Raw genomic sequence first — 25,101 nt, forward strand, 5'->3', positions numbered from 1 at the left:
GTGCTGCATGTGAAAGACGAGCTTCGGAAACTTGCGCCGCAGCTTGAACGCGAACTGATGCGTGAGGAAATCGTGATCGCGCAAGATCGCCTCGATGATTTCGGGCACGGTCTTGTTCTGGTAGATGCGCGATCGCTTGGTGATGCGCAGTCGAGCCAGCGGCGATTCGACCACGACGCGATACGCGCAGAAGTCGCGCGTCTTGCGAGTTCGTGTGAAGCGCGTGATGTTGCCGTTCCACTCGCGCGGCGTGCCGTCGCCGGGTAACGGCTCGATGCTGAATGTCGCGTTGTGCCCGAGATAGTCGGCGCGCGCCAGTTCCACATTGGCGGTCAGTTCAAGCGTGATGTGATACGGACTGCCTAGCCGCTCGATCGCCTTGACGGAGATGATCGAGAGGCCATCGCTCGGCGGTGCGCCTCGCACCTTGAGATAGTAGTTCTGCCTGCCCGTGATCCAGCGCGCGAGGGCGGTGGATCGCTTTGATTGTGCTTCCATTGCGTGATCCGTGCGAAATCGGGGATGTCAGGCGGAATGCCTGACGATCGGCCGAGAGTTGACACTGACCACGACTTTTAGATGGACATCACAGTGAGCGCAAGGAGACTTATCTGAATAAAAGTAAGGACTCCGTCGACCAAGCGGTCCATCGACCTTCGTTACTCGCTCGACTGCGCAAGCCCACCCCTCACCACCGCGTCTGCGCCGTCCCCGGCGGCGCCGATTCCCTCGCATACCCCGCCGGCGTCCGCGCAAGTTGCGCGCTCGGCCGCACCGCCATCAACGCACCGAATCCCGATTCATACCGCTCCATATACGGCGCGAGATCCGGCTTTGCGATAGCGAACCCGCCGTCCACACGCCCGAGCCCGCGCAACCAATGTCCCGTCTGCGCGAGCGAAACCTCCACATGCCAGCTTCCGCCCTCACGCTGCTGCTTCCACAGCGCCGCCGCCGCGCCGAACGCCATCAAAAATCCGCTCGCCATGTCGAGCATCTGCATCGGCAAGACGCGCGGCTTGCTCTCGCCGGCTGCTTCTCCCTCCGCCGCGTTGAAGCCCATCGCGGTCTGCACGAGCGAATCGAAACCGCGTCGCGCGGCCCACGGTCCCTCGGCGCCATACGCGCTCAACGACGTATAAACGATGCCCGGCCGAAGCCGCGCCACTTCATCCGGCCCGAATCCCAGCGACGCGATCCCGCCCGGCCGATACCCCTGCGCGAACACATGCGCGTCATCGATGAGATGCCAGAGCGTCTCGCGATCCGAAGGCGACCGAAGATCGAGCAGCGCCGATCGTTTTCCGCGGCTCGTATCCGCGATAGCCGGAATATTCGGCAGATGCGGTCCGTTCACGAGCATCACGTCCGCGCCGAACGCGGCGAGCGCGCGCCCGCCGACCGGCCCCGCGAGAATGCGCGTGAAATCGAGCACGCGCAGGCCATCGAGCGGACGCGCATCCGCCGATAAAGAAGGCAACGCAAGCGCGGGCGCATCGCCGATGCGCGTGATCGTCATCAACGGCTGCGCGGCGATAACCTGGCCCTGCGGCGTCGCATCCCATTCGTCGAACGTCCGCAGCATCGTCACGACGAGACCGCGCTCCGCCGCCGCGTTCTCGTAGTCGCCCGCGCGCCACGAAAGCAGCGCGCGTTCGGCGTCCTCACGCGTCGCGATGCGCGGATCGAGCCCGAGCAGAAGCAGTGCGCCATCCTGATGATGTTCGAAGTTCGCATGAATCCGCACGTAGCCATCGGCGCATCGATAGAGACCGGAGAAGCGTCCCCATGTCTCCGGCTCCTTGCCGTCCACCGTGAACGCGCCGGTGCATTCGACCGCCGCGTGCGTCATGTCGACGGACACGCGCTGCCGCTCCACGCCGCGCGCGAAACCAAGCTCGCACGCCGCGAGCGCCGCCGCGCCGATGGTCGCCTGCGCCGCCGTGCCGACAGCGAAACTGGAAGGGAAAACCGGATCGCGACCCGGAAGGTCGATGAAAGAAAGCGCATCGTCGGGCAAGCCGGCGATGCGCCATAGGCTGCGCAGCGTATCGAGAGAGGAAGTCATGTCGGGCGCTCCTGAGTCGATGGAGCGCCCATTATCACGCCATATGCGTCATTGACGCCGCGTCGCCAGCTCCGCGCCCTGACGCAGCGCTTCGAGCATGCTGCCTTCATCGGCGATGCCCTTGCCCGCGATATCGAACGCCGTGCCGTGATCGACCGACGTGCGGATCACATCCAGACCGACGGTCACGTTCACGCCCGCTTCGAGACCGAGCACCTTCACCGGACCGTGACCCTGATCGTGATACATCGCGACGACGAGATCGAAGTCGCCACGCCCCGCGCGATAGAACAGCGTATCGGCGGGCAGCGGGCCGGTCACATCGAGGCCGCGTTCCTGCAAGAGCTTCACCGCGGGAATGATCTTTTCCTCTTCCTCGCCGTAACCGAACAGACCGTTCTCGCCCGCGTGCGGATTGATCCCGCACACGCCGATGCGCGGCTTCGCGATGCCCGCCTTCACGAGCGTCGCGTTGCCGCGCTCGATCGTGCGTTGCACGAGACCCGGCTCGATCTTGCGGATCGCATCGATGATGCCGATATGCGTCGTCACGTGAATCACGCGCAATTGCGGCGCGACGAGCATCATCGACACTTCTTCCACGCCCGTCAGATGCGCGAGCATTTCCGTGTGACCCGGAAACTTGTGGCCGCCCGCGTGCAGCGCTTCCTTGTTGAGCGGCGCGGTGCAGATCGCGTCGATCTGATTCGCCTGCGCCAGTTCCACGGCGCGCGCGATGTACTGGTAAGCCGCATCGCCCGCAACGGCCGACAGTTCGCCGAAGGGCAGGTCGTCGGGGATGAGACCGAGGTCGATGCAGTCGATCACGCCCGGCTCGTAGCGCGCTTCGGTCGCGTCCTTGATGCGCCGCACCGTCGCCTTGCCGCCGACGATTTCGTTGGCGCGTTCGAGACGCCGCGCATCGCCGATCACGAGCGGACGGCACTGCTTGTAGACCGCGTCGTGCGCGAGGCTCTTGACGACGACTTCCGGTCCGACGCCGCTTGCGTCGCCCATCGTGATGCCGATTACGGGGAGATAGTTGCTCATGATTTTCGTCTGGTGATGTCTGTTTTCAACGCGCTTCAACGCGCGATGGGAATATCCGCGCCGCGCAAATGCAGGTACGCGCCGAGCAGCGCGTGCTCGCTGCCGAACGCGCCGGCCTTGGTGACGACCGACGGCCCTTTGCCGTTCGATGGCCGTCCGAGCGCGACGCCCGCTTCGATTTCGCGCACGAGTTCGAGGCTGCCGACGTTCGCGGCGGCGAGCATCGCGCGCGCCGTTTCGCCGCCGGTCGCGATCAGCCCGCCGAGCGCATCGAAATGCGGCGCGACGAGCGCGGCGAGCGCGTTCGACAAGCGCGCGCCCTCGGCGGGATCGAACGCGTCGTCGCGGCCGATTCGCACGATCGCGTCTTCCTGGCCGCGCACCGCGTCGCCGATGCGCGCGCTCCACGTTTGCCATTGCGGATGACGCGCGCCGTCGCGCAACACGGCGGGCGGCACGATCATTTCGCACACGCCGGCTTCGGCGCACAGCAGCGCGCATTGACGTTCGGAGATGGCCGACAGGCTGCCGACGAGCGCGAGAATCGGGCCTTGCGCCGGCTCGATAATGCTCGCCGACTGCGTGGAAGCGTCGGTATCGAAGAGATCGGGCAGCGCGGCGAGTTCGCGGGCGAGTCCGCCGGAGCCGACCCAGAAGAACGGCTCATCGACGGAAGCGCTCACGCGTGCGAGCGATGCGAGATCGTCGCTGGTTTCGGCATCGACGATGATCGCGTCGATGCCATTGCCCGACGCCGCCGCCGACGCGATCATCAGCGCGACTTCCTGCGGCGCGGCGCGGAACGCATCGAGCGGAACATGCGCGGCGCGCAGGCCGACCGCGTCCAGCAACTCGCGCAAGCCGGCATGCTGCCCGGCGTGTTCGAGCTGCCACGTTTCCGTGTCTTCGAGCGGCACGCCGCGCACGAACACGCGCGCATCGCGCACCGTGCGGCCCGTCGCGGGAAACGCGGGCGTGACGATCGCCGGACCGGCGACGCGCGTCAGCGCCGCGACTTCGGCGGCCCAGTTGCCGCGCAACGTCGAATCGATCTTCTTGTAGAGACGCCGGCCCGGCGCGCGCAACGCGTGCCACGCGTCGGCCGTGCGCTTCGCGGCGTCGGCGGGCGCGAGGCGGCGCGTGTCGGTGTCGGCGGCGACGACGGTCGCGTTCGCGTCCGATGCGCCCGCGTCGAGCGACACGACCGTCTTGCGGCCCGCCGCCGCGAACGCGATCGCGCAATCGGCCGCGCCCGACAGATCGTCGGCGACGATCAGCAAACTCTTCATTGCGTGGCCCCCCGAGCCTTCGCGGACGAACCCGCATCGCGCCGCGCGTTCACGCGTTTCGCGATGGATGCGGTCAATATCGGCGACACGATCGCCGTCACGACGACGCACGCCGCGACGAGCAGCGTCGCCGACTTGGCCGCCTCGTTGTACACCGGATTCGCCGCCGCGATCAGCGCCGGAACGGCCGCCGCGTTGCCCGCGGTGTTCGCTGCCGCCGCGCCCGCCACGCCCGTGCCGCCCGTCAGACGATCCGCGAAATAGAGCGGAATGCCCGTCACGATGACGACCGCGAAACCCAGTCCGATGCCGAGCAAACCGGCTTGCCAGACCTTGTGCAGGTCGAGGCTCGCGCCGAGCGCCAGCGCGAAGAACGGAATCATCACCGGGACGGCGCGGCCGAGAAACTCGCGCATCTCGCGATCGAGATTGCCGAGCAGCATGCCGACCGCGAGCGGCAGAATGCTGCCGACGAGCGTCGGCCACGGAAACGCGGACAAACCGGCGACGCCGAGCGTAACCATCGTCAGGAACGGGCCCGATTCGAGCGACATGATCGTGTACGCGCCCACGTCTTCCGAGCGGCCGTACTGGCCCATCAGCGCCATGTAGAGGCCGCCGTTGGTGTCGTTCATCGCGGCGACGACGGCGAGCGTCGAAATGCCCGCGAACAGTCCCGATGAAATCGGCTGCTCGCCCAGGAAATGCCCGAGCACGATGCCCGCGATGATTGCCGTGCCGACCTTGGTCACGAACAGCGCGCCGCCTTTCTTCAGCAGATAAGGCGTCGCCTTCACGTCGATGCTGGCGCCCATGCATACGTAGAACACCGCGAGAATCGGCAGCGCGCCGGTGAAGAGCGCGTTCGTGAACGAGCCGAAGAACTTCGGCATGCCCGGCATGAACGTCGCGATCAGCGAGCCGATGAGCAACGGGACGATCATCATCCCGCCAGGAACGCGCTCGACGGCGCGCTTGATGTGAAGTTGAGCCATGAAGTCTCCTGAGTGGTCTTTGTCCGATTCGATCATCGATTGATCGAATCGATCAAATCGCAGTGTAGTCCTCCCGTTTGTTTTGCGCAATTTGGTCGTTCTAGGCGTTTACTCTGATCGATGTCGATCATTCCGACTGCTCGAATGACCAAATCGATCAAAATATCGGCCGTGCGCTCGACACGAACCGCGAGCATTCGACGGACCCGGCCGGTTCGCTACACTGTGCGTCGCCGCCAGAACCGTCAAAAGAAAGGAACAGGATGAAAGTCGAGAAACGCCGCGAAGCCATGTTGAAGGCCGTGCTCTCCGGCATGAACGATGTCGCCGCGCTGTGCGAGCACTTCGGCATGTCGGAGGCGACGGTGCGCCGCGACCTGCGCGCGCTCGCCGACGAACGGCGCATCGTGCGCACGTATGGCGGCGCGGCGTCGGTCGGGATGCACGAGCCGGAAGAATCGCTCGATACGCGGCGCGAGAGCTATCGCGAGCAGAAGGAAGCGATCGCGCGCGCGGCGGCGCGTCACGTTCAGGACGGCGACACGATCTTTCTCGACGGCGGCACGACGACCGCCGCGCTCGCGCGCTGCCTCGCCGGGCGCACCGAGATTCACGTCGTGACGAACAATCTGCTGGCGGTGAACACGCTCGCGGCGGCGGATGTGCGCGTGACGCTGATCGGCGGCGACGTGCGGCCATCGAGCATGAGCACGCTCGGACCGATCGCGCAGGTGGCGCTCACGCGCGTCACGTTCGACAAGGCGTTTCTCGGCGCGGATGGTGTCGTCGCGGGCCGCGGGCTGTGCGAGGCGACGGCGGAGCAGGCGTTTCTGAAGGAATGCATCGCGGGCCAGGCGGCTGGCGTGTTCGTGCTCGTCACGTCGAACAAGCTGGAGCGCGCGAATCAGCAGCACTGGACGCCGCTGGAACGCAACTGGACGCTCGTCACAGATGCATGGGCCGAAGCGCCGGTGCTCGCGCGCTTCGAAGAGCGGGGGAATGTGACGGTGGAGACGGCGCAGGTTACGTCGAAAGAATCGTGACCAGCGCGACGGCGGAATCGCCTGCGAGCTGACCGCCGTTATGCTCGGCGAGCGCGACTTTCGCGCCTGGCCGTTGCCGCGCGCCCGCCCGGCCGCGCAACTGCTGCGTCAACTCGACGATCTGCGCGAGCCCGGTCGCGCCGACCGGATGACCGCGCGAAAGCAAGCCGCCGTTCGGCCGAAAGCGACGGCGGCGAGGGCAATCGCGGGCGCCGCGCCGGCGATGCGCGTCGACGAATTTCTCGACGACAGCGATTTCCTCGCCGATGTGCTCTCGTCCGCGATGCGAACGGCAGGTTCTGGCCGTGCTGAAGCTGCCATATCGGCTGACGAAAACGCCCGCGCGCGTGCGCGCCGTGCCGGGCGCGCCGCAACGCGTCAGACGCGCCCCGCCAGCGCCAGCACGCGCTCCAGCTCCGGAAGATCTACCGGCTTGACGAGATGCGCGTCGAAACCGGCGGCGCGCGTGCGGGCCATGTCCTCGTCGGAGCCGAGGCCCGTCATCGCCGCGACGATGACGTGCTTGCCATCGTCACGCATGCGGCGGATCACGTCGAAACCCGTCAGGCCGGGCATCGACAGATCGAGCAGCACGACCTGCGGCCGCGCCGCTTCGAACGATTCGAGCGCGTGCGACCCGTCGTAGGCGGCGCGCGCGTTGTGGCCGAGCATGTCGACGAGCAGCGTCATGCTGTCGGCGGAATCGCGATTGTCGTCGACGACGAGCACATCGAGCTGACGTCCCGCCGTAGCGGCCGGCGTGCCGCTCGCAGGCGTGCCGCGCGCGGGCGGCTCGGCGAGCGGCAGCCACAGCGAGAACGCGCTGCCTCGCCCGGCGCCGCCGCTTTTCGCCTCGACGTGGCCGCCGTGCAGTTCCGCGATGGCGCGCACGAGCGTGAGGCCGATGCCGAGCCCGCCTTCGTCGGCATGCGCGCCCGGCGGATGCTCCTGCACGAACAGATCGAACACCGTGCCGAGCGCTTCGGGCGAGATGCCGCGGCCTTCGTCGATGACGCGCACCAGCACCGTGCCCCCGCGCGGGCCGACTTCGAGCGTGATGGTCGAGCCGTGCGGGCTGAATTTCGACGCGTTGTTGAGCAGATTGTTGAGCGCCTGCACGAGCCGCGTCGGATCGCCGTTGACGAAAAGCGGCTGGCCGCTGTCCTGAATGTCGATGCGCTGTCCGCGCTCGTCGAACGATGGCTGGCTCGCCTCGACGCTCAGGTGCACGACATCCGCGATATCGACGATGTCCGTCGAAAGACGGATCTTGCCCGAGCTGACGCGCCCCGCTTCGAGCAGATCGTCGACGAGCTTCGTCAGATGCGCGAGCTGGCGGTCGACGATCTGACGGCTGCGGATCACGTCGGCGTCGTCGGACGATTTCAGCTTGAGGATGCTGACCGCGTTGCGGATCGGCGCGAGCGGATTGCGCAACTCGTGGCCGAGCAGCGCGAGGAACTCGTTCATGCGCCGGCTCGACGCTTCGAGTTCTTCGAGACGCCGCCGCGCGGTCATGTCGCGCGTGATCTTGACGAAGCCTTGCGCGCCGCCGTTCTTGTTGGGCAGCGCGCTCAGCATGACGTGCGCCCAGAACTCGGTGCCGTCCTTGCGAACGTGCCAGTCCTCGTGTTCGACGCGGCCGCGCTTCGCGGCGAGCGCGAGATCGTCGGTCGGACGGTCGCGGCCGTGTTCGTCCGAGGTGTAGAAAAGCGCGAAATGCCGGCCGATCGCTTCGGCCGCCGTGAAGCCGTAGATCTCGCGCGCGCCTTCGTTCCACGAGCGCACGTAGCCGTTCTGGTCGAGCATGCAGATCGCGTAGTCGCTCACCGAATCGATGAGCAGGCGCAGCCGTTCGTTCGCCTCGTTCGCGACGTGCCGGTCGGTGATGTCGTGCACGAAGCACGCGAACTGGCGCTGGCCTTCGTACCAGACTTCGCTGATCGTCAGCTCGGCGGCGAACTCGGTGCCGTCGCGGCGCAGCGCGGGCAACTCGACGCGCGTGTTGATGATGCGCGCCTCGCCCGTCGCGAGATAGCGCGTGAGGCCCGTGCGGTGTGCGTCGCGAAAGCGTTCCGGCACGATGAACGACGCGAGTTCCCGGCCCGCGACTTCGCGATGTTTCCAGCCGAAAAGCACGCTCGCGGCCTCGTTCCATTCGACGACCATGCCGGCTTCGTCCATCGATACGAATGCGACGTGCGCGTTATCGAGCACGGTCTGACGGCGGCGCAGGGCGTCGGCGAGCTTCTTCTCGTATTCGATGCGCAGCGACGACTCGACGGAGAGATCCGCGGCGACGCTGGCTTTCTCCCGCAGCAGCGCGCGATTTTCCTGCGCGATCTCCTCGCGCGCGATGGTTTCCGCGATGCACGCGCAAAACGCATCGAGGATGCTGATGTCCGAATGTCCGAAATAGTCGACTTCGCCGGAGATGAGCTTCAGCACGGCGACCGAGCGGCCTTCGTAGACGACGGGCGCGACGACCATCGACACGGCGCCGACGGCTTTGCACGCCGCGCGGTCGACGCGATGATCCGTCGCCGAATTGCGGCAGATGAGCGCTTGCTGGCGCGTGATGCAAAGCCCGGACAGACTGCCGGCCGTGGGCAGCCGCACGCCGATGTGCGCCGCCGCCTTGCCGCTTGCCGCGCGGTAGTGGAGCGTGTCGCCCTCGATCCATTCCACGACGGCGGACGCGACGCCCGCGACTTCTCTCAGCGTGTCAGTGACTTTCTGCAGATAAGCGTTAAGCGGGAGCCGCGAATGGGCGAGGCTGGCGAACGTGGCGAACCATCGCTGGAAATGCGCCTGACGCGTATGTTCCGCCTTGATTTTCTTTTCCGGTGTCGACGCCTCGTATTGAGTCCGCATAGGGTATTTCCAATCGATGGATTCGCGATCTTCGAGTCGCGGAGATATCGGGTTTTTTGCGACGGATTAATCGCTCAATTGGAACACAAATACGGCCGCAATCGTTTGCTGTTCGAGAAGATTTTTAGAGGGTTGGGCCGCCGATGAAGCGCGTCGGGGCGGCATGCCGGGGATTATTGACTGGATCGTAAGGCGTTATGGGCATAAGTACGACAAATGACCGGTTGCGCATTCGCGGATTTATTGCGTGAGTATTAATTCCGTGCCGATGGGCGGATGGCGGTAAATTCGGCTTGCTTTCTTTCGCGCGTTCGGATTTGCGATGCGGGAATGTACCCCTCGCGGCGGATGGTTTATTTCGTTATCCGGAAAATGCGGTTCGCGGAATTGGTTTATTGGGCGATTATTACGCTATTGCTTTTGCGGTTGCTTCAGATTCAATACGCATACCTCGCCACGACTTCCGCGACGCGCCCCAACGCGTCGCCCAACGTCGCCACATCCACCGATCCCAGCGCCAGCCGCAGCGCATGCGGCACCTGCGCCGCCGTGCAAAACGGCTCGGCCGTCGATACCGAAATCCGCTCTTCCATCAGCGCCGCCGCGATGCGATCCGCGCGCACTTCCTCGGGCATCGGCAGCCACAGAAAGTACGACGCCGGATGCGTCACGCGCTTCAAACGCCCCAACGCACGCGCCGCGATGAGCTGGCGCATCGACGCATCCGCGCGCTTTTCCGCTTCGAGTCTCTCGACCGTGCCGTCCGCTAGCCAGCCGCACGCGATAGCCGTCATGACGCCCGGCGTGTTCCACGTCGTCACGCGGATGGCGCGCTCGATCTTCGGCACCCATTCGGATGGCGCGACGACATAGCCGACACGCAGTCCCGTCGCCACGTTCTTCGAAAAGCCGGATACGTACACCGTCAGTTCCGGCGCGATCGCGGCGAGCGGCGGCGGAGCGTCATCGGCGAGAAAGGCATAGGCCGCATCCTCGATGATGAAAAAGCCATGCCTGCGCGCAAGCGCTGCCAGTTGCCTGCGCCGCGTCGCCGTCATCACCCAGCCGAGCGGATTGTGCAGCGTCGGCATCGTGTAGACCGCGCGCACGCGGCGCCGCTTGCACAACGCCTCGAGCGCGTCGGGATCGGGGCCCGTGCCCGATGCGCGTATCGGCGCGAGTTCGATCCGGTGCGCGTCGGCGAGCAGCTTGAAGCCGGGATAGGTCAGCGTATCGACCGCGACCACATCGCCGGGTTTCAAGAGCGCCATGACCGTCGTGGCGAGGCCGTGCTGCGCGCCATCGACGAGCATCACGCGATCCGCGCTCACATCGAGACCACGGCGCGCGAGATGACGCGCGACCGTCGCCCGATCGCGTGCGCGTCCGCCATGCGGCTGATAGCGCAACAGCGCTTCCAGATCGCCCGCCGATGACAACTGCCGCAACGCACTGCGCAACAGTTCCGCCTGGCCGGCGAGCGCGGGGTAGTTGAAGTTGAGGTCGACCATGTCCGCGGCGATCGCGACCTGATCGATGCCGAGCGCTCGAGAAAGCGTCGTTTCCTTCACGAACGTACCGCGTCCCGTTTCGCCGCTGACGAGTCCCATCGCGTTCAGTTCGGCATACACGCGCGTCGCGGTCACGATGCCGAGCCGCTCGCGCGCGGCCAGCTCGCGATGCGTCGGCAGACGCGTGCCGGGCTTGAGGCGGCCGGAACGAATGTCATCGACGAACCTGTCGACGATCTGCTTGTAGCGCGGTGGTTTCGGCATGAGCGCCCATTCCCGATGTATCCATGACAATTGTTTGATTGTATTCGTCTCGCGCCGTAGCATGCACTCATGCGTTCCATGCGATGAAAGGAGAACATCATGCATATCGCCATTCTCACGTTCGACGGCTTCAACGAACTCGACTCACTGATCGCGCTCGGCATTCTCAATCGCGTGAAAAAGCCTGGGTGGAAGGTGTCGATTGCATGTCCATCGGACGAAGCGCGTTCGATGAACGGCGTCGTGCTCAAAGCGCAAGCCACGCTCGAAGACGCCGCGCAGGCCGATGCCGTGATCGTCGGCAGCGGCATGCTCACGCGCGAAGTCGTCGCGGATCAATCGCTGATGGCGCGCATCAGGCTCGATCCCGCGCGTCAGTTGCTGGCGGCACAATGCTCGGGCACGCTTGTCCTCGCGAAGCTCGGACTTCTTCGGGACGTCCCCGCCTGCACCGATCTGACGACCAAGCCGTGGGTCGAGGAAGCGGGCGTGCGCACGCTCGATCAGCCGTTCGTCGCAAACGGCAATGTCGCGACGGCGGGTGGGTGCCTCGCATCGCAATATCTCGCGGCGTGGGCGATCGCGCGGGTCGAAGGCGTCGAAGCGGCGCGCAGTGCAATGCATTACGTCGCGCCCGTCGGCGAAAAGGAAGCCTACGTCGAGCGCGCGATGAAAAACATCGCGCCTTACATCGACGTCGCCGCGCTCGCCTGAGTGGCGAAAAATCGTGCACCGCAAAGCCCGTCGCATTGCGCGCGACGGGCTTTTTCATGCTGCACGTGCGCAAAGAAAACCGCCTGTATAAAGCAGTAAACGCTTCGGGAAAGTCCCTACGGAAACATCAGACGTCTGATGTATATTTCATGGACTGTCATCCGAGAGAGCCTCATGCGACTGAGCGTCGAGCGATCGATGAGCGACAAGATCCAGGAGTCGCTCCTCACCATGATCCGCGAGCGCAAGCTCAAGCCCGGCGACCAGATTCCCACTGAAATAGAGCTTTGCGAGCTGCTCGGCGTCGGACGGTCGAGCTTGCGCGAAGCGGTTGCGCAGATGATCTCGCATGGCTTGCTGTCGCGTCAGCAAGGCAAGGGCACATTCATCAGACAAATTTCGCTGAAGCTGCACGGCGGACTCGATGATCTGATGTCGGTGACGGACATGATTCGCAGCGTGGGCGCAGTGCCATCGACGAGTCGCATCCACACGGACACGGTCGCCGCATCGGAAAGTCTCGCGGAAAAGCTCGCGATCAGGCCCGGCGATCCATGCGTGCGAATCGAGCGCGTGCGGCGCGCGGACGACGCCATCGCCGCGTATTGCATCGACACGATCCCGAAGCGCGTGTTCGATGCGGCCGAAGGCGATCTGGGCGAATCGCTCTTCGGCATGTTCGAGCGCACGGGACGGCGGCTGTCGCATACACATACGTCGATACAGCCGACCATTCTCACGCCGCGCGATCTGCCCGAACTGGGCGACGGTTTCGGTCTGTTTCTGCTGCTGGACGAAGTGGATTTCGATCAGAGCGGCGAGCCGCTTTGCTATAGCAACGACTACTACAACACGAGCATCTTCAAGTTCGATCTGGTGCGCAAGCGTCGCTGACTGGGATGCGCGCACGGGCAACATCGGAGGAGACACCGATGGAGTTTGAAGCTTTCACCGCGCAGGAACTCGCTGCCTATCTCGGCGGCGTGCCCGACGTGCGCGCGTTGCTGGGCGAGCCCGACGATCTCGAAGTCGTCGAAGTCGGCGATGGCAATCTGAACTATGTGTACTTCGTGACCAACGCGAAGACGCCGCAGCGCAGTGTCGTCGTCAAGCAGGCGCCGCCGTTCCTGCGGCTCGTCGGCAAGACGTGGCCGCTTTCATGTCAGCGCATGGAGCATGAAGTCGCGGCGTTGCGGCGCTTCGGCGCGCTGTGTCCGCAGCATGTGCCGAAGGTTTATCACGCCGACAGCAAGCGCTTTCTGATGGTGATGCAGCATCTCGCGTCGCATCGCATTCTGCGTCAAGGTCTGATGGATGGCACGACGTATCCGCGTCTCGCGAATCATCTGTCGAGCTATCTCGCGCATACGCTGTTCTACGGCTCCGATCTCTTTCTCGCGCCCGATATCAAGAAGCAGGCCGCGAGCGCCGCGGTCAACTCGGAGCTATGCAAGATCACCGAGGATCTCGTCTTCACGTATCCGTTCGAGGATCATCCGTCGAACATGTATAGCCCCGCCTTGCCGAAGGCCGCGATCGAAAGGTTGCGAACGCACGAGCCTTTGCGCATCGCGGCCGCCGACATGAAGTGGGCGTTCATGAATCACGCCGAGACCTTGCTGCATGGCGATCTGCATACCGGCTCGATCATGGTCAACGAAGACGAAACCTTCGTGATCGATCCGGAGTTCGCGTTCTATGGACCGATGGGCTTCGACGTCGGCGCGCTCATCGCGAATCTGCTGCTCGCATATTTCTCGCGCGACTGGCACGGCCGCATCGACGGACGCGATCCCGTCGCGTATCAGGAATGGCTGCTCGAACAGATGACGCGCATCTGGACCGGCTTCAGCGCGCAGTTTCTCGAACTGTGGCGCGATCACGAGAGCCGCAGCAAGCGGCGCTTCATCGGCGGGCAAGCGGAAAGCCGCGCGCTCAGCGCGTATCGCGCGCATTTCATGCGGCGTTTGCTGGCGGATACGCTGGGCTTCGCGGGCTGCAAGATGATTCGCCGCATCGTCGGCATGGCGAAGGTGGCGGAGATCACGCGCATTCCGGATGCCGAGGCGCGCGCGCGTATCGAAGTGCGTTGCCTGCGTTGCGCGGAAGCGTTGCTCGTTGGACGCGCGACGTTTGGCGATATCGAACAGGTTGCGGTGCTCGCGCGCGAAATTCAGCGCGACACCGCGACGATGTGACAGGAGACTTCATGGCTTCGCAGCCCTTGTTCAGCACGCTTCCCCCGACGATCGAATGGCGCGACGGCGATCTGCTGCTGCTCGATCAGACGCGTCTGCCGCATGAGATCGTCGTGGAGAACATCGCCGACGTGAAAGCGGTATGGCGCGCCATCCGCGAGTTGCGCGTGCGCGGGGCGCCGGCTATCGGCGTGGCGGCGGCGTACGGGCTTTGCATCGCGATGCGTGATTCGACGACGCTTCCGGTTGCGCTGTATCGCGCGGAGCTGGAACGTCATGCGAACTGGCTCGAAACGGCGCGGCCTACCGCGGTGAACCTGAGCTGGGGCGTGCGGCGCATGCTGCGTCACGCACGCGATATCGACGCGAAAGATAGCGCGACGCTTCACGCGGCGCTCGTCGAAGAAGCGAAGCGAATCCACGATGAAGATCGCGCGCTGTGCGAAGGCATCGGCGAGCATGGCATGCCGTTGATACGCGAAGGCATCGGCGTGCTCACGCACTGCAATGCGGGCGCGCTCGCGACGACGGGCATCGGCACGGCCACCGCGCCGATCTATGCGGCGCGTCGCGCGGGCCTCGCGTTCAAGGTCTACGCCGATGAAACGCGTCCGCTTCTGCAAGGCGCGCGGCTTACCGCGTTCGAACTGCAGCAGGCGGGCGTCGACGTCACGCTCATCATGGATAGCGCGGCCGCATCGATCATGTCGCAAGGGCTCGTCGATCTCGTGATCGTCGGGACGGATCGCGTCGCGGCGAACGGCGATTTCGCCAACAAGATCGGCACGCTCGGACTTGCCATCGCAGCGAATCACTACGGCATTCCGTTCTATGTCGCGTGTCCTTCATCGACGCTCGATCTGCAAACGGCAAGCGGATCGCGCATCGAAATCGAAGAGCGCGACGCCGAGGAAATCACGCATCTCGCCGGACGACGCATCGCGCCCGATGCGATGCAGGCGCGCAATCCCGCGTTCGACGTGACGCCGCATGCGCTCGTCAGCGGCTTCATCACGGAACGCGGCATCGTGCGCGCGCCGTTCGAGCGCTCGTTGCGCACGCTGTTCGACGCAGAGGGGAACGCCGCATGATCGCGGCCGATGAAAGCGCGTTGCGCCGCGCGATCGTCGATACGTCGCTCGAAATGGAGCGGCTCGGCATCAATCAGGGCACATCGGGCAATGTGAGCGCGCGGTATCGCGATGGCTTTCTTGTCACGCCGAGCGGCGTGTCGGCGCGCGAGCTCGACGAGCAACAGATCGTGTGGCTGCCGCTCGACGTTACCGACGATGCCGACATTCTTCGCATCGCACGGCCGTCGTCGGAATGGCGCATTCATCGCGACATCCTGCGCGCGCGTGGCGATATTCATGCGGTCGTGCATACGCATTCGATCGCCGCGACCGCGCTCGCCATTCATGGCCGCGACATTCCCGCGCTGCATTACATGGTCGCGGCGGCGGGCGGCAAGTCGATACGTTGCGCGCCTTCTGCGATCTTCGGCAGCCAGGCATTGTCGGATCACGCGCTTGCCGCGCTGGACGAGCGTCGCGCATGTCTGCTCGCGCATCATGGCGTGATCGCGCTCGGCACCGATCTCTCGCGCGCCGTGTGGCTCGCGCATGAAGTGGAAGTGCTCGCGAAGCAATATCTGCTGGCGTTGCAGATCGGCGCACCGCCTTTGCTTTCCGATCAACAGATGGAAGAAGTGCTGGAGAAGTTCAAGACATACGGCAAGCGCAATACGGAGGATCGCTGATACGCGCGTGACGGGAAGCGATGCCTCATCGCAAGAACAAATCGCATTGAACAACTCGTACAACGGAGACAGTCATGGCCTGGAGCTCGGCAAGATTCGACAGTTGGGGAACGTTCGCCAAATCCACGGGCGCGGCGTTGCTCTGCGCGGCGGCCGCGTTGAGCGGATGCTCGAAGAGCGACAACTCGTCGTCGACAAGCAGCACCAACGCGGCATCGGGCGCGAACGCGGCGGCTAGCGCGCCGGCGAGTGCGCCGGCCGCAACCTCGGCGGGCGGCAAGACGAAGATCGGCTTTTCGATCGCGACTTTGAACAACGCGTTCTTCGTCGGATTGAAGGCGGGCGTGGAGCGCGGCGCGAAGGATCAGGGCTTCGAGCTCGTGCAGACCAACGCGAACGGCGACGCGCAGCAGCAGGTCAACGATGCGATCAATCTGCTGAGTCAGGGCGTGACGGCGCTCGTGCTGAATCCGATCGATTCGAAGGCGATCATTCCCGCTGTCGAGAAAGCCAACTCGATGAACATACCCGTCTTCACGCTCGATCGCGGCTCGGACGGCGGCAAGGTCACGTCCTTCGTTGCATCGGATAACGTCGCGCTCGGGCAGACGGGAGCGAAGTGGATCGCCGAGCAACTGAAGAAGCGCTATGGCGAAGAGAAGGGCAACGTGGTCGACCTGATCGGTCTTGTCGGCACGACCGCCGCGACGGATCGCGAAAAGGGCTTCAGCGAAGAGATCGCGAAGTATCCGAACATCAAGGTCGTCGCGCGTCAGGAAGGCGCGTTCGACCAGGAGAAGTCGCTCAACGCGATGACGAGCATCCTGCAGAAATTCCCGCAGATCGATGCGGTGTTCGGCGCCAACGATGACAACACGGTGGGCGCGGAAAAGGCCATCGACAATGCGGGCCGCTACAAGCCGCTGGGCGACAAGGAGCACATTCTCGTGATCGGCGCGGACGGCACCGCGCAGGCGCTGTCCGCGATTCGCGCGGGCAAGCAGGATGCGACGATCTCGCAGAACCCGATCCAGATGGCGGCGAAGTCGCTGCAGTTCATCGCGGATTACAACGCGAAGAAGGACGTGCCCGCGAACTATGCGTGGCCGACGATGCTCATCGACAAGTCGAACATCGATTCGGACGAAGTGAAGAAGTACGGCCTGTGGTCCGAGGAAGTGAAGCAGTAAGGCCAACCGGAACGCGCGACATGACAGTCGAAACGGCAGCACTCGCGCACACGGCTTCGCACGCGGCGAAGCCGTTGTTGCGCATGCAGGGCATCGTCAAGAGCTTCCCCGGCGTGAAGGCGCTGCGTGGCGTGAGCCTGGAGTTGCAGGCGGGTCACGTGATGGCGATCGTCGGCGAGAACGGGGCGGGCAAGTCGTCGCTCGTGAAGGTGTTGTCGGGCGCATATGAACCCGACGAAGGCACGATCGAGATCGACGGCATGCCGCTCGCGCGTGGCACGAATGCGGCAATCGATGCGGGCGTGGCCGTCATTTATCAGGAGCTTTCGCTCATCAACGACATGACGGTCGCGGAAAATCTGTTCCTCGGCCGCATGCCTTCGCGCAACGGCTTCGTGATGATGCGCGAGGCGAACACGATGGCGCGCGAAGCGCTCGCGCGCGTCGGCCTCGACAACGTGCCGCCCTGGATGCGGCTCGGCGATCTGCCGTTGAACAAGCGGCAACTCGTCGAAGTGGCGAAGGCGATTGCACGCGATGCGCGCATCCTCGTGATGGACGAACCGACTGCCGCGCTGCAAAGCCACGACATCGAGAATCTGTATGCGGTCGTGCGCCGCCTGCGCGCGGAAGGCATGGGCATCATCTTCATCTCGCATCATCTGGAGGAGGTGTTCGAGCTTGCGGATTCCGCTGTCGTGATGCGCGATGGCGCGACCGTCGGCGCGCGCCCGATGTCCGCATGGACCGAAGCCGATCTCGTGCAGGCGATGGTCGCGCGCAATCTCGAATCGTTCTATCCGTGGGAGCCGCGCGAGTACGGTCCGGTCGTGCTCGAAGTGCGCAATCTCGCGAGCGCGCCGCTTCTGCGCAATGCGAGCTTCACGGTGCGTGCGGGCGAGATCGTCGGCATTGCGGGCATCGCGGGTGCGGGGCGCACCGAGCTGCTGAAGACGATCTTCGGCGCGTTGCCGGTGACGAGCGGCGAGATCCTCGTCAAGGGGAAGAAGGTCAGCAATCATTCGCCGACGCAAGGCGTGCGTCATGGGCTTGTCTATACGTCGGAGGATCGCAAGCTCGAAGGGCTGGTGCTGGAGGCGAATATCGAAGAGAACGTCGCGCTGTCGAGCCTCAAGGCGCTGGCGAGCGGCGGCTTCGTGAGCCGCGTGAAGAAGCGCAGGCTCGCGCAGGAAGCGAGTGCGCGCTTCGGCGTGCGTGCGTCTTCGGTGTTGCAGATCACGGGAACGCTTTCGGGCGGCAATCAGCAGAAGGTGATTCTTGGCCGCGCGACGGCGACGAGTCCGGTCGTCATCATGCTCGATGAACCGACGCGCGGCATCGACGTGGGCGCGAAGTCGGAGATCTACGCGCACATGGTGACGATGGCGCGCGCGGGCGCGGCGGTCGTCATGGTGAGTTCGGAGTTGCCGGAGTTGCTGGGCATGTCGGATCGCGTGCTGGTGATGTATCGCGGCAGCATCGTGACCGAGATCGCGCGCGACAAGGCGGATTCGGAAACGGTCATTCAGTGGGCAACGACAGGAGCAGGCGCATGACCTCCACGGCAGCCGATCGTTCGGATACGGAGGCGCTGTCGCGCCGTGTGATCCGTCAGTTGAGGAGCGGCATCGGACCTTTGTTCGCGGCGCTCGTCATCATCTGTATTGCGTTGTCGATTGCATCGCCCGAGTTTCTTACGACGAGCACGCTGACCAACATCATGGTGCAGGTGTCTGTCGTCGGCATCGCGGCGGTGGGCGGGACGTTCGTCATCATCACGTCCGGCATCGATCTTTCTGTCGGATCGCTCGTTGCGTTGAGCGGGATGGTCGCGGCGACCGTCATGGCGGGGTCGAGTCCGGGCGCGGTCGGATTGGGCGTTGCGGGGTTGTGCGTGGCGCTCGCGGTGGGCGCGTTCGCGGGCGCGCTGAATGGGCTCGTGATTTCGTGGCTGAGGCTCGTGCCGTTCATCGTCACGCTTGCCGCGATGGCCATGGCGCGTGGCCTGACGCTCGCCATTTCCGATGGCCGCACCAAGTTCGATTTTCCTGACGCGTTCACGATGTTCGGTGCGAAGACCGTTGCTGGCTTGCCTATGCCGATGGTCGTGATGCTCGTCGTGTTCGTCGTCGGACATGTGTTGCTGCGCAAGACGACGTTCGGGCATCAGGTGTTCGCCGTCGGCGGGAATCAGGAAGCGGCGCGGCTTGCCGGGATTCCGGTTCGACGTGTGGTGTTCTTCACTTACATGCTTGCCGGTGCGACGGCGGCGATTGCAGGCATCGTGCTTGCCGGGCGGTTGAATTCCGCTTTGCCTTCGGCGGCTAATGGGCTGGAGTTGCAGGTTATCGCGGCTATTGTGATTGGGGGGACTTCGCTGGCGGGCGGGCGTGGGTCCATCGTCGGGACTTTTATCGGTGTCGTGCTGATTGGGGTCATCAATGTTGGGCTCTCTCTTCTTGGGGTGAATCCGTTCTGGACGCAGTTCATTCAAGGTGGTGTCATCTTTGCTGCGGTCTTGCTCGATGCGCTTAGTCAGCGGAGAAAGGTTTGATGGTTTCTGCTTTTTATCGCCGGATCCCGCTGTCGTGTCGGTCTATTAGCGTTGCCCCTGTGCGGGGCGGCAGTCACTTTCTTTGCTGCTGCAAAGAAAGTAACCAAAGAAAGCAGCTCGTCACGGCCCGCGGTCACACGCAATTTGGGTAGTTCTCTCGTCCACGGCGGCACTCGCCTAAAGAGTGCCCTCATAGGCCCCATCCGGCTTGGCTCGCGCACGGTCTGCCGCCCGAATGCGTCGAGCGCGCTGGTTCAGCACGAAAGGGCTTCGGCACAGCGCTACGCGCTGCCGCCGGGTATGCAAGGGAAACCAAAGGGCGGCGATTGCAGTGAGATGGAGACGTTAGCAGAGAAGCACATGCACTCCCGATTGACCCATCGGCCGCGAAGCGGGCTGGAGCTATTTGGTGCTGAACCCGTTTGGCGTGTGGTGCGATGAGACAGACCGTGCGCGAGCCAAGTCCGATGGGGCCTATGAGGGCACTCTTTAGGCAGCCCACGAAGGACGAGAGGACTACCCAAATTGCGTGTGACCGCGGGCGTATCGGAAGCTGCTTTCTTTGCTTACTTTCTTTGCAGCAGCAAAGAAAGTGAGTGCCGCCCCGCACAGGGGCAGTGCTAATAGACCGACACGAAATCAGGATTCCACACAAACGCAAGCGAACAGAACAGAACCGAACCGAACCGAAACAAGGAGCAAACAAAGAGATGAAGAAGATCATCAACAACCCTGAAGCCTTCGTCGATGAAATCATCGAATCCCTGCTGATAGCGCATCCAAAATGGATCAAACCCGCGACAGAAGACAAACGCGCACTCGTCCGCGCTGACGCCCCGACGCAAGGCCGCGTAGGCATCGTCACCGGCGGTGGCTCGGGCCACATGCCCGGCTTCCTCGGCTACGTAGGCGAGGGCCTATGCGCCGGCGTGGCAGTAGGCAACGTCTTCTCATCGCCATCATCGGAACAGATATTCGAAGCGACGAAAGCAGTCAACGGCGATGCAGGCGTGCTCTACGTCTACGGCAACTACGGCGGCGACGTGCTCAACTTCGATCTCGCCGCGGACCTCGCGGAAGCCGAAGGCATCGACATCAAAACGGTCGTGCTGACCGACGATGTCGCCTCCGCACCGAAAGACCGCGCCGCCGACCGACGCGGCGTCGCCGGCATGGTCTTCGCATTCAAATGCGCTGGCGCCGCCGCAGAACGCGGCGATTCGCTCGACGACGTCGCGCGCATCTGCGCCAAGGCCAACGCGAATTGCCGCACGATGGGCGTCGGCCTCTCGCCGACCATCCTGCCCGCCGCAGGCAAACCGACGTTCACGCTGCCCGAAGGCGAGATGGAAATCGGCATCGGCATACACGGCGAACCCGGCACGCATCGCGGCAAGCTCGAATCCGCCGATGCCATCGCCGAGCGCATCACGAAGCAGATCGTCGGCGATCTCGCCGCGCCGAAAGGCTCGCGCGTCGCGTTGCTCGTCAACGGCCTCGGCGCGACGCCGCTCGAAGAGCTCTATCTGCTGTACCGGCATTCGGCGAAACTCATCGCCGATGAAGGCCTGAAAATCGCGCGCTCGTATGTCGGCGAATACGTGACGAGTCTCGAGATGGCGGGCGCATCGATCACGATCATGCTGCTCGACGACGAACTCGAGGCGCTGCTCGAAGCGCCCGCGCGTTCGCCGTTCTTCCGCGACGGCACCGAATCCTGAAAGGAGCGTGCAATGAGTGTGACGAGCAAGGAACTGCGGGACATCCTCACGCGCGCGCTGAACGCGCTTCCCGCACACGCCGATGAACTGCGCGATCTCGACGCGGCGCTCGGCGATGGCGATCTCGGCATCACGGTGCAGGCGGGATCGACGGCAGTCGTGAAAGCGTTGAACGCATTGCCCGACGAGGCGACGTTGAACGACATCATGCTGGCCGCGGCCAAGGCATTCTCGACGGCGAATCCGTCGACGTTCGCGGCGCTCGTCGGCGGCGGATTGATCGCAGCGGCGAAGACGGTGAAGGACAAGGACGCGATCGGCCGCGACGATGCGCTTGCGATCGGTCAGGCGGTGGCGGCGCGCATCATCGAACGCGGCAAGAGTCAGGTCGGCGACAAGACCGTGCTCGATGCGCTCGTGCCGAGTCTCGATGTGCTGGCCGCATCGCAAGGCAGCGCGACGGACACGCTCGATGCCATGATCGCCAAGGCACGCGAGCAGGTCAGCGCGACTGCCACGATGCAGTCGAAGAAGGGCCGCGCTGCATGGGTGCAGGAGCGCAGCATCGGGCACGCGGATCCCGGCGCGACGGCTTATGTCAGGTTTCTAGAGGCGTTGAGAGATGCGGTCGGGGGATGAATGCCGCCCTAGCGTGATAACGTTCGTGCCGCGGCCTTAACTTCGTCTAATGTAGCCGCGGCGAGCCAATGACAATAGCCACCCAAGGTTGTTCGATCAATGTGCCCCAGTTCGATCGTTCCATATTTTCCCGCTCGAAAGTCGTGCTTCGACCAATAACTGTCCGTGTGCCACGCGTGAATGTGCAGGACATCGCTTGCAATTTTTCGATCTCCCGAGGTGAAGTGATCAAGTAAGCCAAGCGAACAGCGTTGCGGATACGTGAGGCGCAGGGCAAGCTCGCCAGCGTACATGGTCAAAACCTGCTTGCTCCAGCCCGGCCACTCGCCCGTAAAGTCGGCGAACTCTTCTTGCAGAAGACGTTCGCAATTTTCCATCTGAGAAGCCAAAAAGTTCAGCACCATTTCCGTAGGGCCGAGAACCGACGCGCCCACGTTGTGCGTGCCGTTATGCGGGAACCCCCATCGCTCACTGCATTCGGCTAGTTTTCGACGGACCGACTCCGCATAAGCATATGCGCCGAATCCGAGGCAAAGACCTGATGGCTCAAACTCGACTAACGCAGAAGTCACAAACGTGTCGCAATCTGTTTTGAGGATGTATTCGTACTCACGACAGAGGTCGAATACAGCGGGGCTGACTAGATTTGCTACCGAATTGATGAACTTATAGTCCGACCACGCGGCATGCTCGTCCGCGAAGGGTAGCGCGGTGATGTATCGAATTCGATCGTTTGAAGGAAGTTTCTTCAGGGCGTCAGGGTGGCAGACGGCGATGAGATCACACGTCGCAGTTGCACCCGAGAAGATCAAGCTTTTGTACAGCCACGAGAATTCCTCGAGCATTGTGGCAGCATTGTCTACGTAGACGAGTATGCCGGTGCGGTGGTTTTTCACGTATTTCCCTTGCCATAAATATTACGGATGCCGAAGTGTACCATTCGTGATCTGACCGCCGCATGAAAGCTTGACATCGATCATTCTTGTTTCGTTACTCTTCTCCTTTTGTAAAAAACTCATTCGCAACAATCGACGCCGTGCGAATCGATATCTAAGCTTACTCGCGTCTGTCGTCTTGTTGAGGCGGACGCTCAATATGCACATCTAGATACACAAGGATAATAACCATGTCTTGCATTTTCTTTGTCGGTCTGCGCGACGATGAAATGGTTGAGTATGATTCGACTTTCAACGTTTGGAACGGTCGTTGGGGCCTCAACAACCAAGGCGGTGACCCAGTCACGATCGACGCAAACGATGGTGCTATCGCCATAAAGACAAAGGGTTTGTACCGCGTCTCCGGCCTGATCACTGGAATCGCGGCTCCATCGACAGGCGATAACGACCTGGTTCGCGCGTATATCAACCTCCCGCCGGATCAATTGGAGCGAGATCCAAGCTATCCGGATCCTTATTACTTCGGATCGCAAACGAAGAACGTCGGCGGAAGAACGACGCTGCCTTTCTCGGGTCATCTCGTCTTGACGACCTGGCCCAAGTTCACGTTCTACGTCAGCAAGAACTTCAGATCGCTTTCGACGAACCTATTGTTCGAATACGTTCAGCAATGATTGCATGAACCTGACGCGTCCTATACGAATGTTTCATCGAAAGACAGCCGTTAGGATTGCAATGATTCATTGACCGCGCTGAAACCCCCCCGCCCCCAAGGCATCATATGGGGGGGCTACGTCTCTACCGGCGCGCTCCAATCAGGTGAAAACGGGCTGCGTCCTCGCGGCCAACGCCTTCACGCTCGCTTCCTCTGCACCACGACCTCACGCTCGCGCTTGCCCGCCGGCACCACCTTCAACTTCTTGCGCGTAAGAGCGAGCGCTTCGGCCTTCGTTGCGACGCACGGCCCTGAGCCGAGCAAAGGCTGACGCGCCGTCTCGCGCAACGCGAGCACGGACACCACGCCAATCACGGATGCCGCCATCAGGTAATACGCGGGCATCATCAGATTGCCGGTCGCATCGACGAGCCACGCCGTGACGAGCGGCGTCGTGCCGCCGAAGAGCGACACGGATACGTTGAAACCGATGGCGAGCGCGCCATAACGAATGCGCGTCGGAAAGAGCGCGGGCAGCGATGAAGGCATCACGCCGGTGAACGTCGATAGCAGCGCGCCGAGTATCAGCAAGCCGAGAAACACCGGAAGCATCGCGCCCGTTTGCACGAGCAGCAACGCGGGAATCGACAGCGCGAAAAGCCCGATGCAGCCGATCATCATCACCGGCTTGCGGCCGATGAGATCGGAGAGATGGCCCGCGAAGAGCGTCATCGGGATCATCAGCATCATCACGAGCAACACGAGAAACAGACCGTGCGTTTCATCGAAGTGCAGCGTCGCCGAAAGAAAGCTCGGCAGATACGACAGCGCCATATAGTCGGTAACGTTGAAGATCAGCACGAGGCCGACGCATTGCATCATCGGCTTGAATTGCCGCGACAGCAGTTCGGCCAACGATTGTTTCGGACGCGACCGTTCATGCGCCTCCCGTGTCTCGGCTTCCTTCTTGAACGCGGGCGTCTCTTCGAGCTTCATGCGGATATACAAGCCGACCAGCCCGAGCGGACCCGCGATCATGAACGGCACGCGCCATCCCCATGAAAGCAGCGCGTCGTGCGGGAGCAGGGCGGTCAGCAACGCGACCGTGCCCGCGCCGAGGATATAGCCCGCGAGCGTGCCGACCTCCAGAAAGCTGCCATAGAAGCCGCGCCGCGCATCGGTCGAGAACTCAGCGATGAACGTCGCCGCGCCGCCGTATTCGCCGCCCGTCGAGAAGCCTTGCACGAGACGCGCGACGAGCAGGAGAACGGGCGCGAGAATGCCGATCGAGTGATAGCTCGGAATCAGGCCGATGCAGAACGTGCCGACGGCCATCATGATCATCGTCATTGCGAGCACGCGCTGGCGGCCGATCCTGTCGCCGAGCGGCCCGAAGACCATCCCGCCGACAGGACGCACGAGAAACGCAGCGGCGAACGTGCCGAAGGTCGCGATCAACTGCGCGGACGGACTGCTCGACGGAAAAAATACTTTCCCCAGCACGACGGCGATATAGCTATACACGCCAAAGTCGAACCATTCCATGGCGTTGCCGAGCGCCATCGCGCCGACGGCACGTTTCAGCAAGGCATGGTCGACTACCGTGATATCGCCCAGCGTGAGATGCGGCGACGTTTTGCTTCGGGCGTTGCGCTCGTGCGAGAGGCTCAATTGTCTCACT

21 protein-coding genes and 1 pseudogene are annotated in these 25,101 nt (G+C 63.4%); 12 read left to right on the plus strand and 10 right to left on the minus strand.

Translation table 11 applies throughout. The features are described 5' to 3' along the window. From QCE58_RS18465 to QCE58_RS18485, 5 genes are all read right to left on the minus strand, one after another. Positions 1–498, minus strand: a 498-nt coding sequence (locus tag QCE58_RS18465; protein ID WP_309780022.1) for a phage late control D family protein, incomplete at its 3' end; no start/stop codon positions are given. Between the two features lie 190 nt (positions 499–688). Then, positions 689–2,068 carry a CoA transferase gene (locus QCE58_RS18470; RefSeq protein ID WP_250522187.1) on the minus strand — a complete coding sequence of 460 codons (1,380 nt, stop codon included), beginning with the start codon at positions 2,066–2,068 and terminating at the stop codon, positions 689–691. 48 nt (positions 2,069–2,116) lie between these two features. After that, positions 2,117–3,118: a 4-hydroxythreonine-4-phosphate dehydrogenase PdxA gene (pdxA, locus tag QCE58_RS18475; RefSeq protein WP_008347439.1), complete on the minus strand. Its 1,002-nt coding sequence runs from the start codon at positions 3,116–3,118 to the stop codon at positions 2,117–2,119. A gap of 35 nt (positions 3,119–3,153) precedes the next feature. Then, a complete protein-coding gene (locus QCE58_RS18480) occupies positions 3,154–4,407 on the minus strand; it encodes a four-carbon acid sugar kinase family protein (protein WP_250503528.1) in 1,254 nt (417 codons plus the stop codon). Continuing rightward, entirely contained in the window at positions 4,404–5,402 is a 999-nt protein-coding gene (locus QCE58_RS18485; protein WP_008347443.1) for a 2-keto-3-deoxygluconate permease, read from the minus strand. Before QCE58_RS18485 ends, QCE58_RS18480 begins: the two co-directional genes overlap by 4 nt. Before the next feature lie 263 nt (positions 5,403–5,665). On the opposite strand from QCE58_RS18485, the gene QCE58_RS18490 reads away from it, so the two are divergent. Continuing rightward, complete coding sequence (locus tag QCE58_RS18490; RefSeq protein ID WP_008347445.1) at positions 5,666–6,445, plus strand: DeoR/GlpR family DNA-binding transcription regulator; 780 nt, start codon at positions 5,666–5,668, stop codon at positions 6,443–6,445. Here the strand turns inward: QCE58_RS18490 and QCE58_RS18495 are convergent. The 3 genes and pseudogenes from QCE58_RS18495 to QCE58_RS18505 all read right to left on the minus strand — a co-directional run. Beyond that, positions 6,426–6,623: pseudogene (locus tag QCE58_RS18495) on the minus strand (thiolase C-terminal domain-containing protein); the annotation flags it as partial. The gene QCE58_RS18490 and the pseudogene QCE58_RS18495 overlap by 20 nt on opposite strands. A 200-nt stretch (positions 6,624–6,823) precedes the next feature. Then, positions 6,824–9,319: a PAS domain S-box protein gene (locus QCE58_RS18500; RefSeq protein ID WP_008347449.1), complete on the minus strand. Its 2,496-nt coding sequence runs from the start codon at positions 9,317–9,319 to the stop codon at positions 6,824–6,826. Positions 9,320–9,756: 437 nt separating this feature from the next. Next, entirely contained in the window at positions 9,757–11,094 is a 1,338-nt protein-coding gene (locus QCE58_RS18505) for a PLP-dependent aminotransferase family protein (RefSeq protein WP_250520021.1), read from the minus strand. Positions 11,095–11,193: 99 nt separating this feature from the next. Here QCE58_RS18505 and QCE58_RS18510 point away from each other — a divergent pair, with 99 nt between their 5' ends. The 10 genes from QCE58_RS18510 (at position 11,194) to QCE58_RS18555 (ending at position 21,869) form a co-directional block, all read left to right on the plus strand. Further along, a complete protein-coding gene (locus tag QCE58_RS18510; protein ID WP_250522188.1) occupies positions 11,194–11,808 on the plus strand; it encodes a DJ-1/PfpI family protein in 615 nt (204 codons plus the stop codon). A 198-nt stretch (positions 11,809–12,006) separates the two neighbouring features. Further along, positions 12,007–12,702: a GntR family transcriptional regulator gene (locus tag QCE58_RS18515; protein WP_239295565.1), complete on the plus strand. Its 696-nt coding sequence runs from the start codon at positions 12,007–12,009 to the stop codon at positions 12,700–12,702. 38 nt (positions 12,703–12,740) lie between these two features. Continuing rightward, positions 12,741–14,006 carry an S-methyl-5-thioribose kinase gene (gene mtnK / locus QCE58_RS18520; RefSeq protein ID WP_250503534.1) on the plus strand — a complete coding sequence of 422 codons (1,266 nt, stop codon included), beginning with the start codon at positions 12,741–12,743 and terminating at the stop codon, positions 14,004–14,006. A gap of 11 nt (positions 14,007–14,017) precedes the next feature. Next, on the plus strand, positions 14,018–15,097 hold the full coding sequence (gene mtnA, locus QCE58_RS18525) for an S-methyl-5-thioribose-1-phosphate isomerase (protein WP_250437083.1): 1,080 nt from the start codon (positions 14,018–14,020) through the stop codon (positions 15,095–15,097). Further along, on the plus strand, positions 15,094–15,765 hold the full coding sequence (locus QCE58_RS18530; protein ID WP_309780027.1) for a class II aldolase/adducin family protein: 672 nt from the start codon (positions 15,094–15,096) through the stop codon (positions 15,763–15,765). Before mtnA ends, QCE58_RS18530 begins: the two co-directional genes overlap by 4 nt. 74 nt (positions 15,766–15,839) lie before the next feature. Beyond that, positions 15,840–16,955 (plus strand): sugar ABC transporter substrate-binding protein, encoded by a 1,116-nt coding sequence (locus tag QCE58_RS18535; protein ID WP_250522189.1) that lies wholly within the window; start codon positions 15,840–15,842, stop codon positions 16,953–16,955. 20 nt (positions 16,956–16,975) lie between these two features. After that, positions 16,976–18,511, plus strand: a complete 1,536-nt coding sequence (locus tag QCE58_RS18540) for a sugar ABC transporter ATP-binding protein (protein ID WP_250522190.1) — start codon at positions 16,976–16,978, stop codon at positions 18,509–18,511. Then, positions 18,508–19,509, plus strand: a complete 1,002-nt coding sequence (locus QCE58_RS18545; protein WP_175983266.1) for an ABC transporter permease — start codon at positions 18,508–18,510, stop codon at positions 19,507–19,509. Before QCE58_RS18540 ends, QCE58_RS18545 begins: the two co-directional genes overlap by 4 nt. Before the next feature lie 710 nt (positions 19,510–20,219). After that, on the plus strand, positions 20,220–21,230 hold the full coding sequence (locus tag QCE58_RS18550) for a dihydroxyacetone kinase subunit DhaK (RefSeq protein ID WP_008347470.1): 1,011 nt from the start codon (positions 20,220–20,222) through the stop codon (positions 21,228–21,230). A 12-nt stretch (positions 21,231–21,242) separates the two neighbouring features. Next, positions 21,243–21,869 carry a DAK2 domain-containing protein gene (locus tag QCE58_RS18555; protein WP_250522191.1) on the plus strand — a complete coding sequence of 209 codons (627 nt, stop codon included), beginning with the start codon at positions 21,243–21,245 and terminating at the stop codon, positions 21,867–21,869. An 8-nt stretch (positions 21,870–21,877) separates the two neighbouring features. On the opposite strand, the gene QCE58_RS18560 is transcribed toward QCE58_RS18555, so the two are convergent. Then, a complete protein-coding gene (locus QCE58_RS18560; RefSeq protein WP_250522192.1) occupies positions 21,878–22,765 on the minus strand; it encodes a hypothetical protein in 888 nt (295 codons plus the stop codon). A gap of 230 nt (positions 22,766–22,995) precedes the next feature. Between QCE58_RS18560 and QCE58_RS18565 the strand changes: the two genes are divergently transcribed. Continuing rightward, positions 22,996–23,439, plus strand: a complete 444-nt coding sequence (locus tag QCE58_RS18565) for a hypothetical protein (protein WP_250503538.1) — start codon at positions 22,996–22,998, stop codon at positions 23,437–23,439. A gap of 179 nt (positions 23,440–23,618) precedes the next feature. On the opposite strand, the gene proP is transcribed toward QCE58_RS18565, so the two are convergent. Beyond that, the gene (gene proP, locus QCE58_RS18570) at positions 23,619–25,091 is read right to left on the minus strand and encodes a glycine betaine/L-proline transporter ProP (RefSeq protein ID WP_175980499.1); all 1,473 of its coding nucleotides are present in this window, start codon (positions 25,089–25,091) and stop codon (positions 23,619–23,621) included. Between the last annotated feature and the right edge of the window lie 10 nt (positions 25,092–25,101).

It is taken from the genome of Caballeronia sp. LZ028 (assembly GCF_031451415.1).
GTDB lineage: Bacteria > Pseudomonadota > Gammaproteobacteria > Burkholderiales > Burkholderiaceae > Caballeronia > Caballeronia zhejiangensis.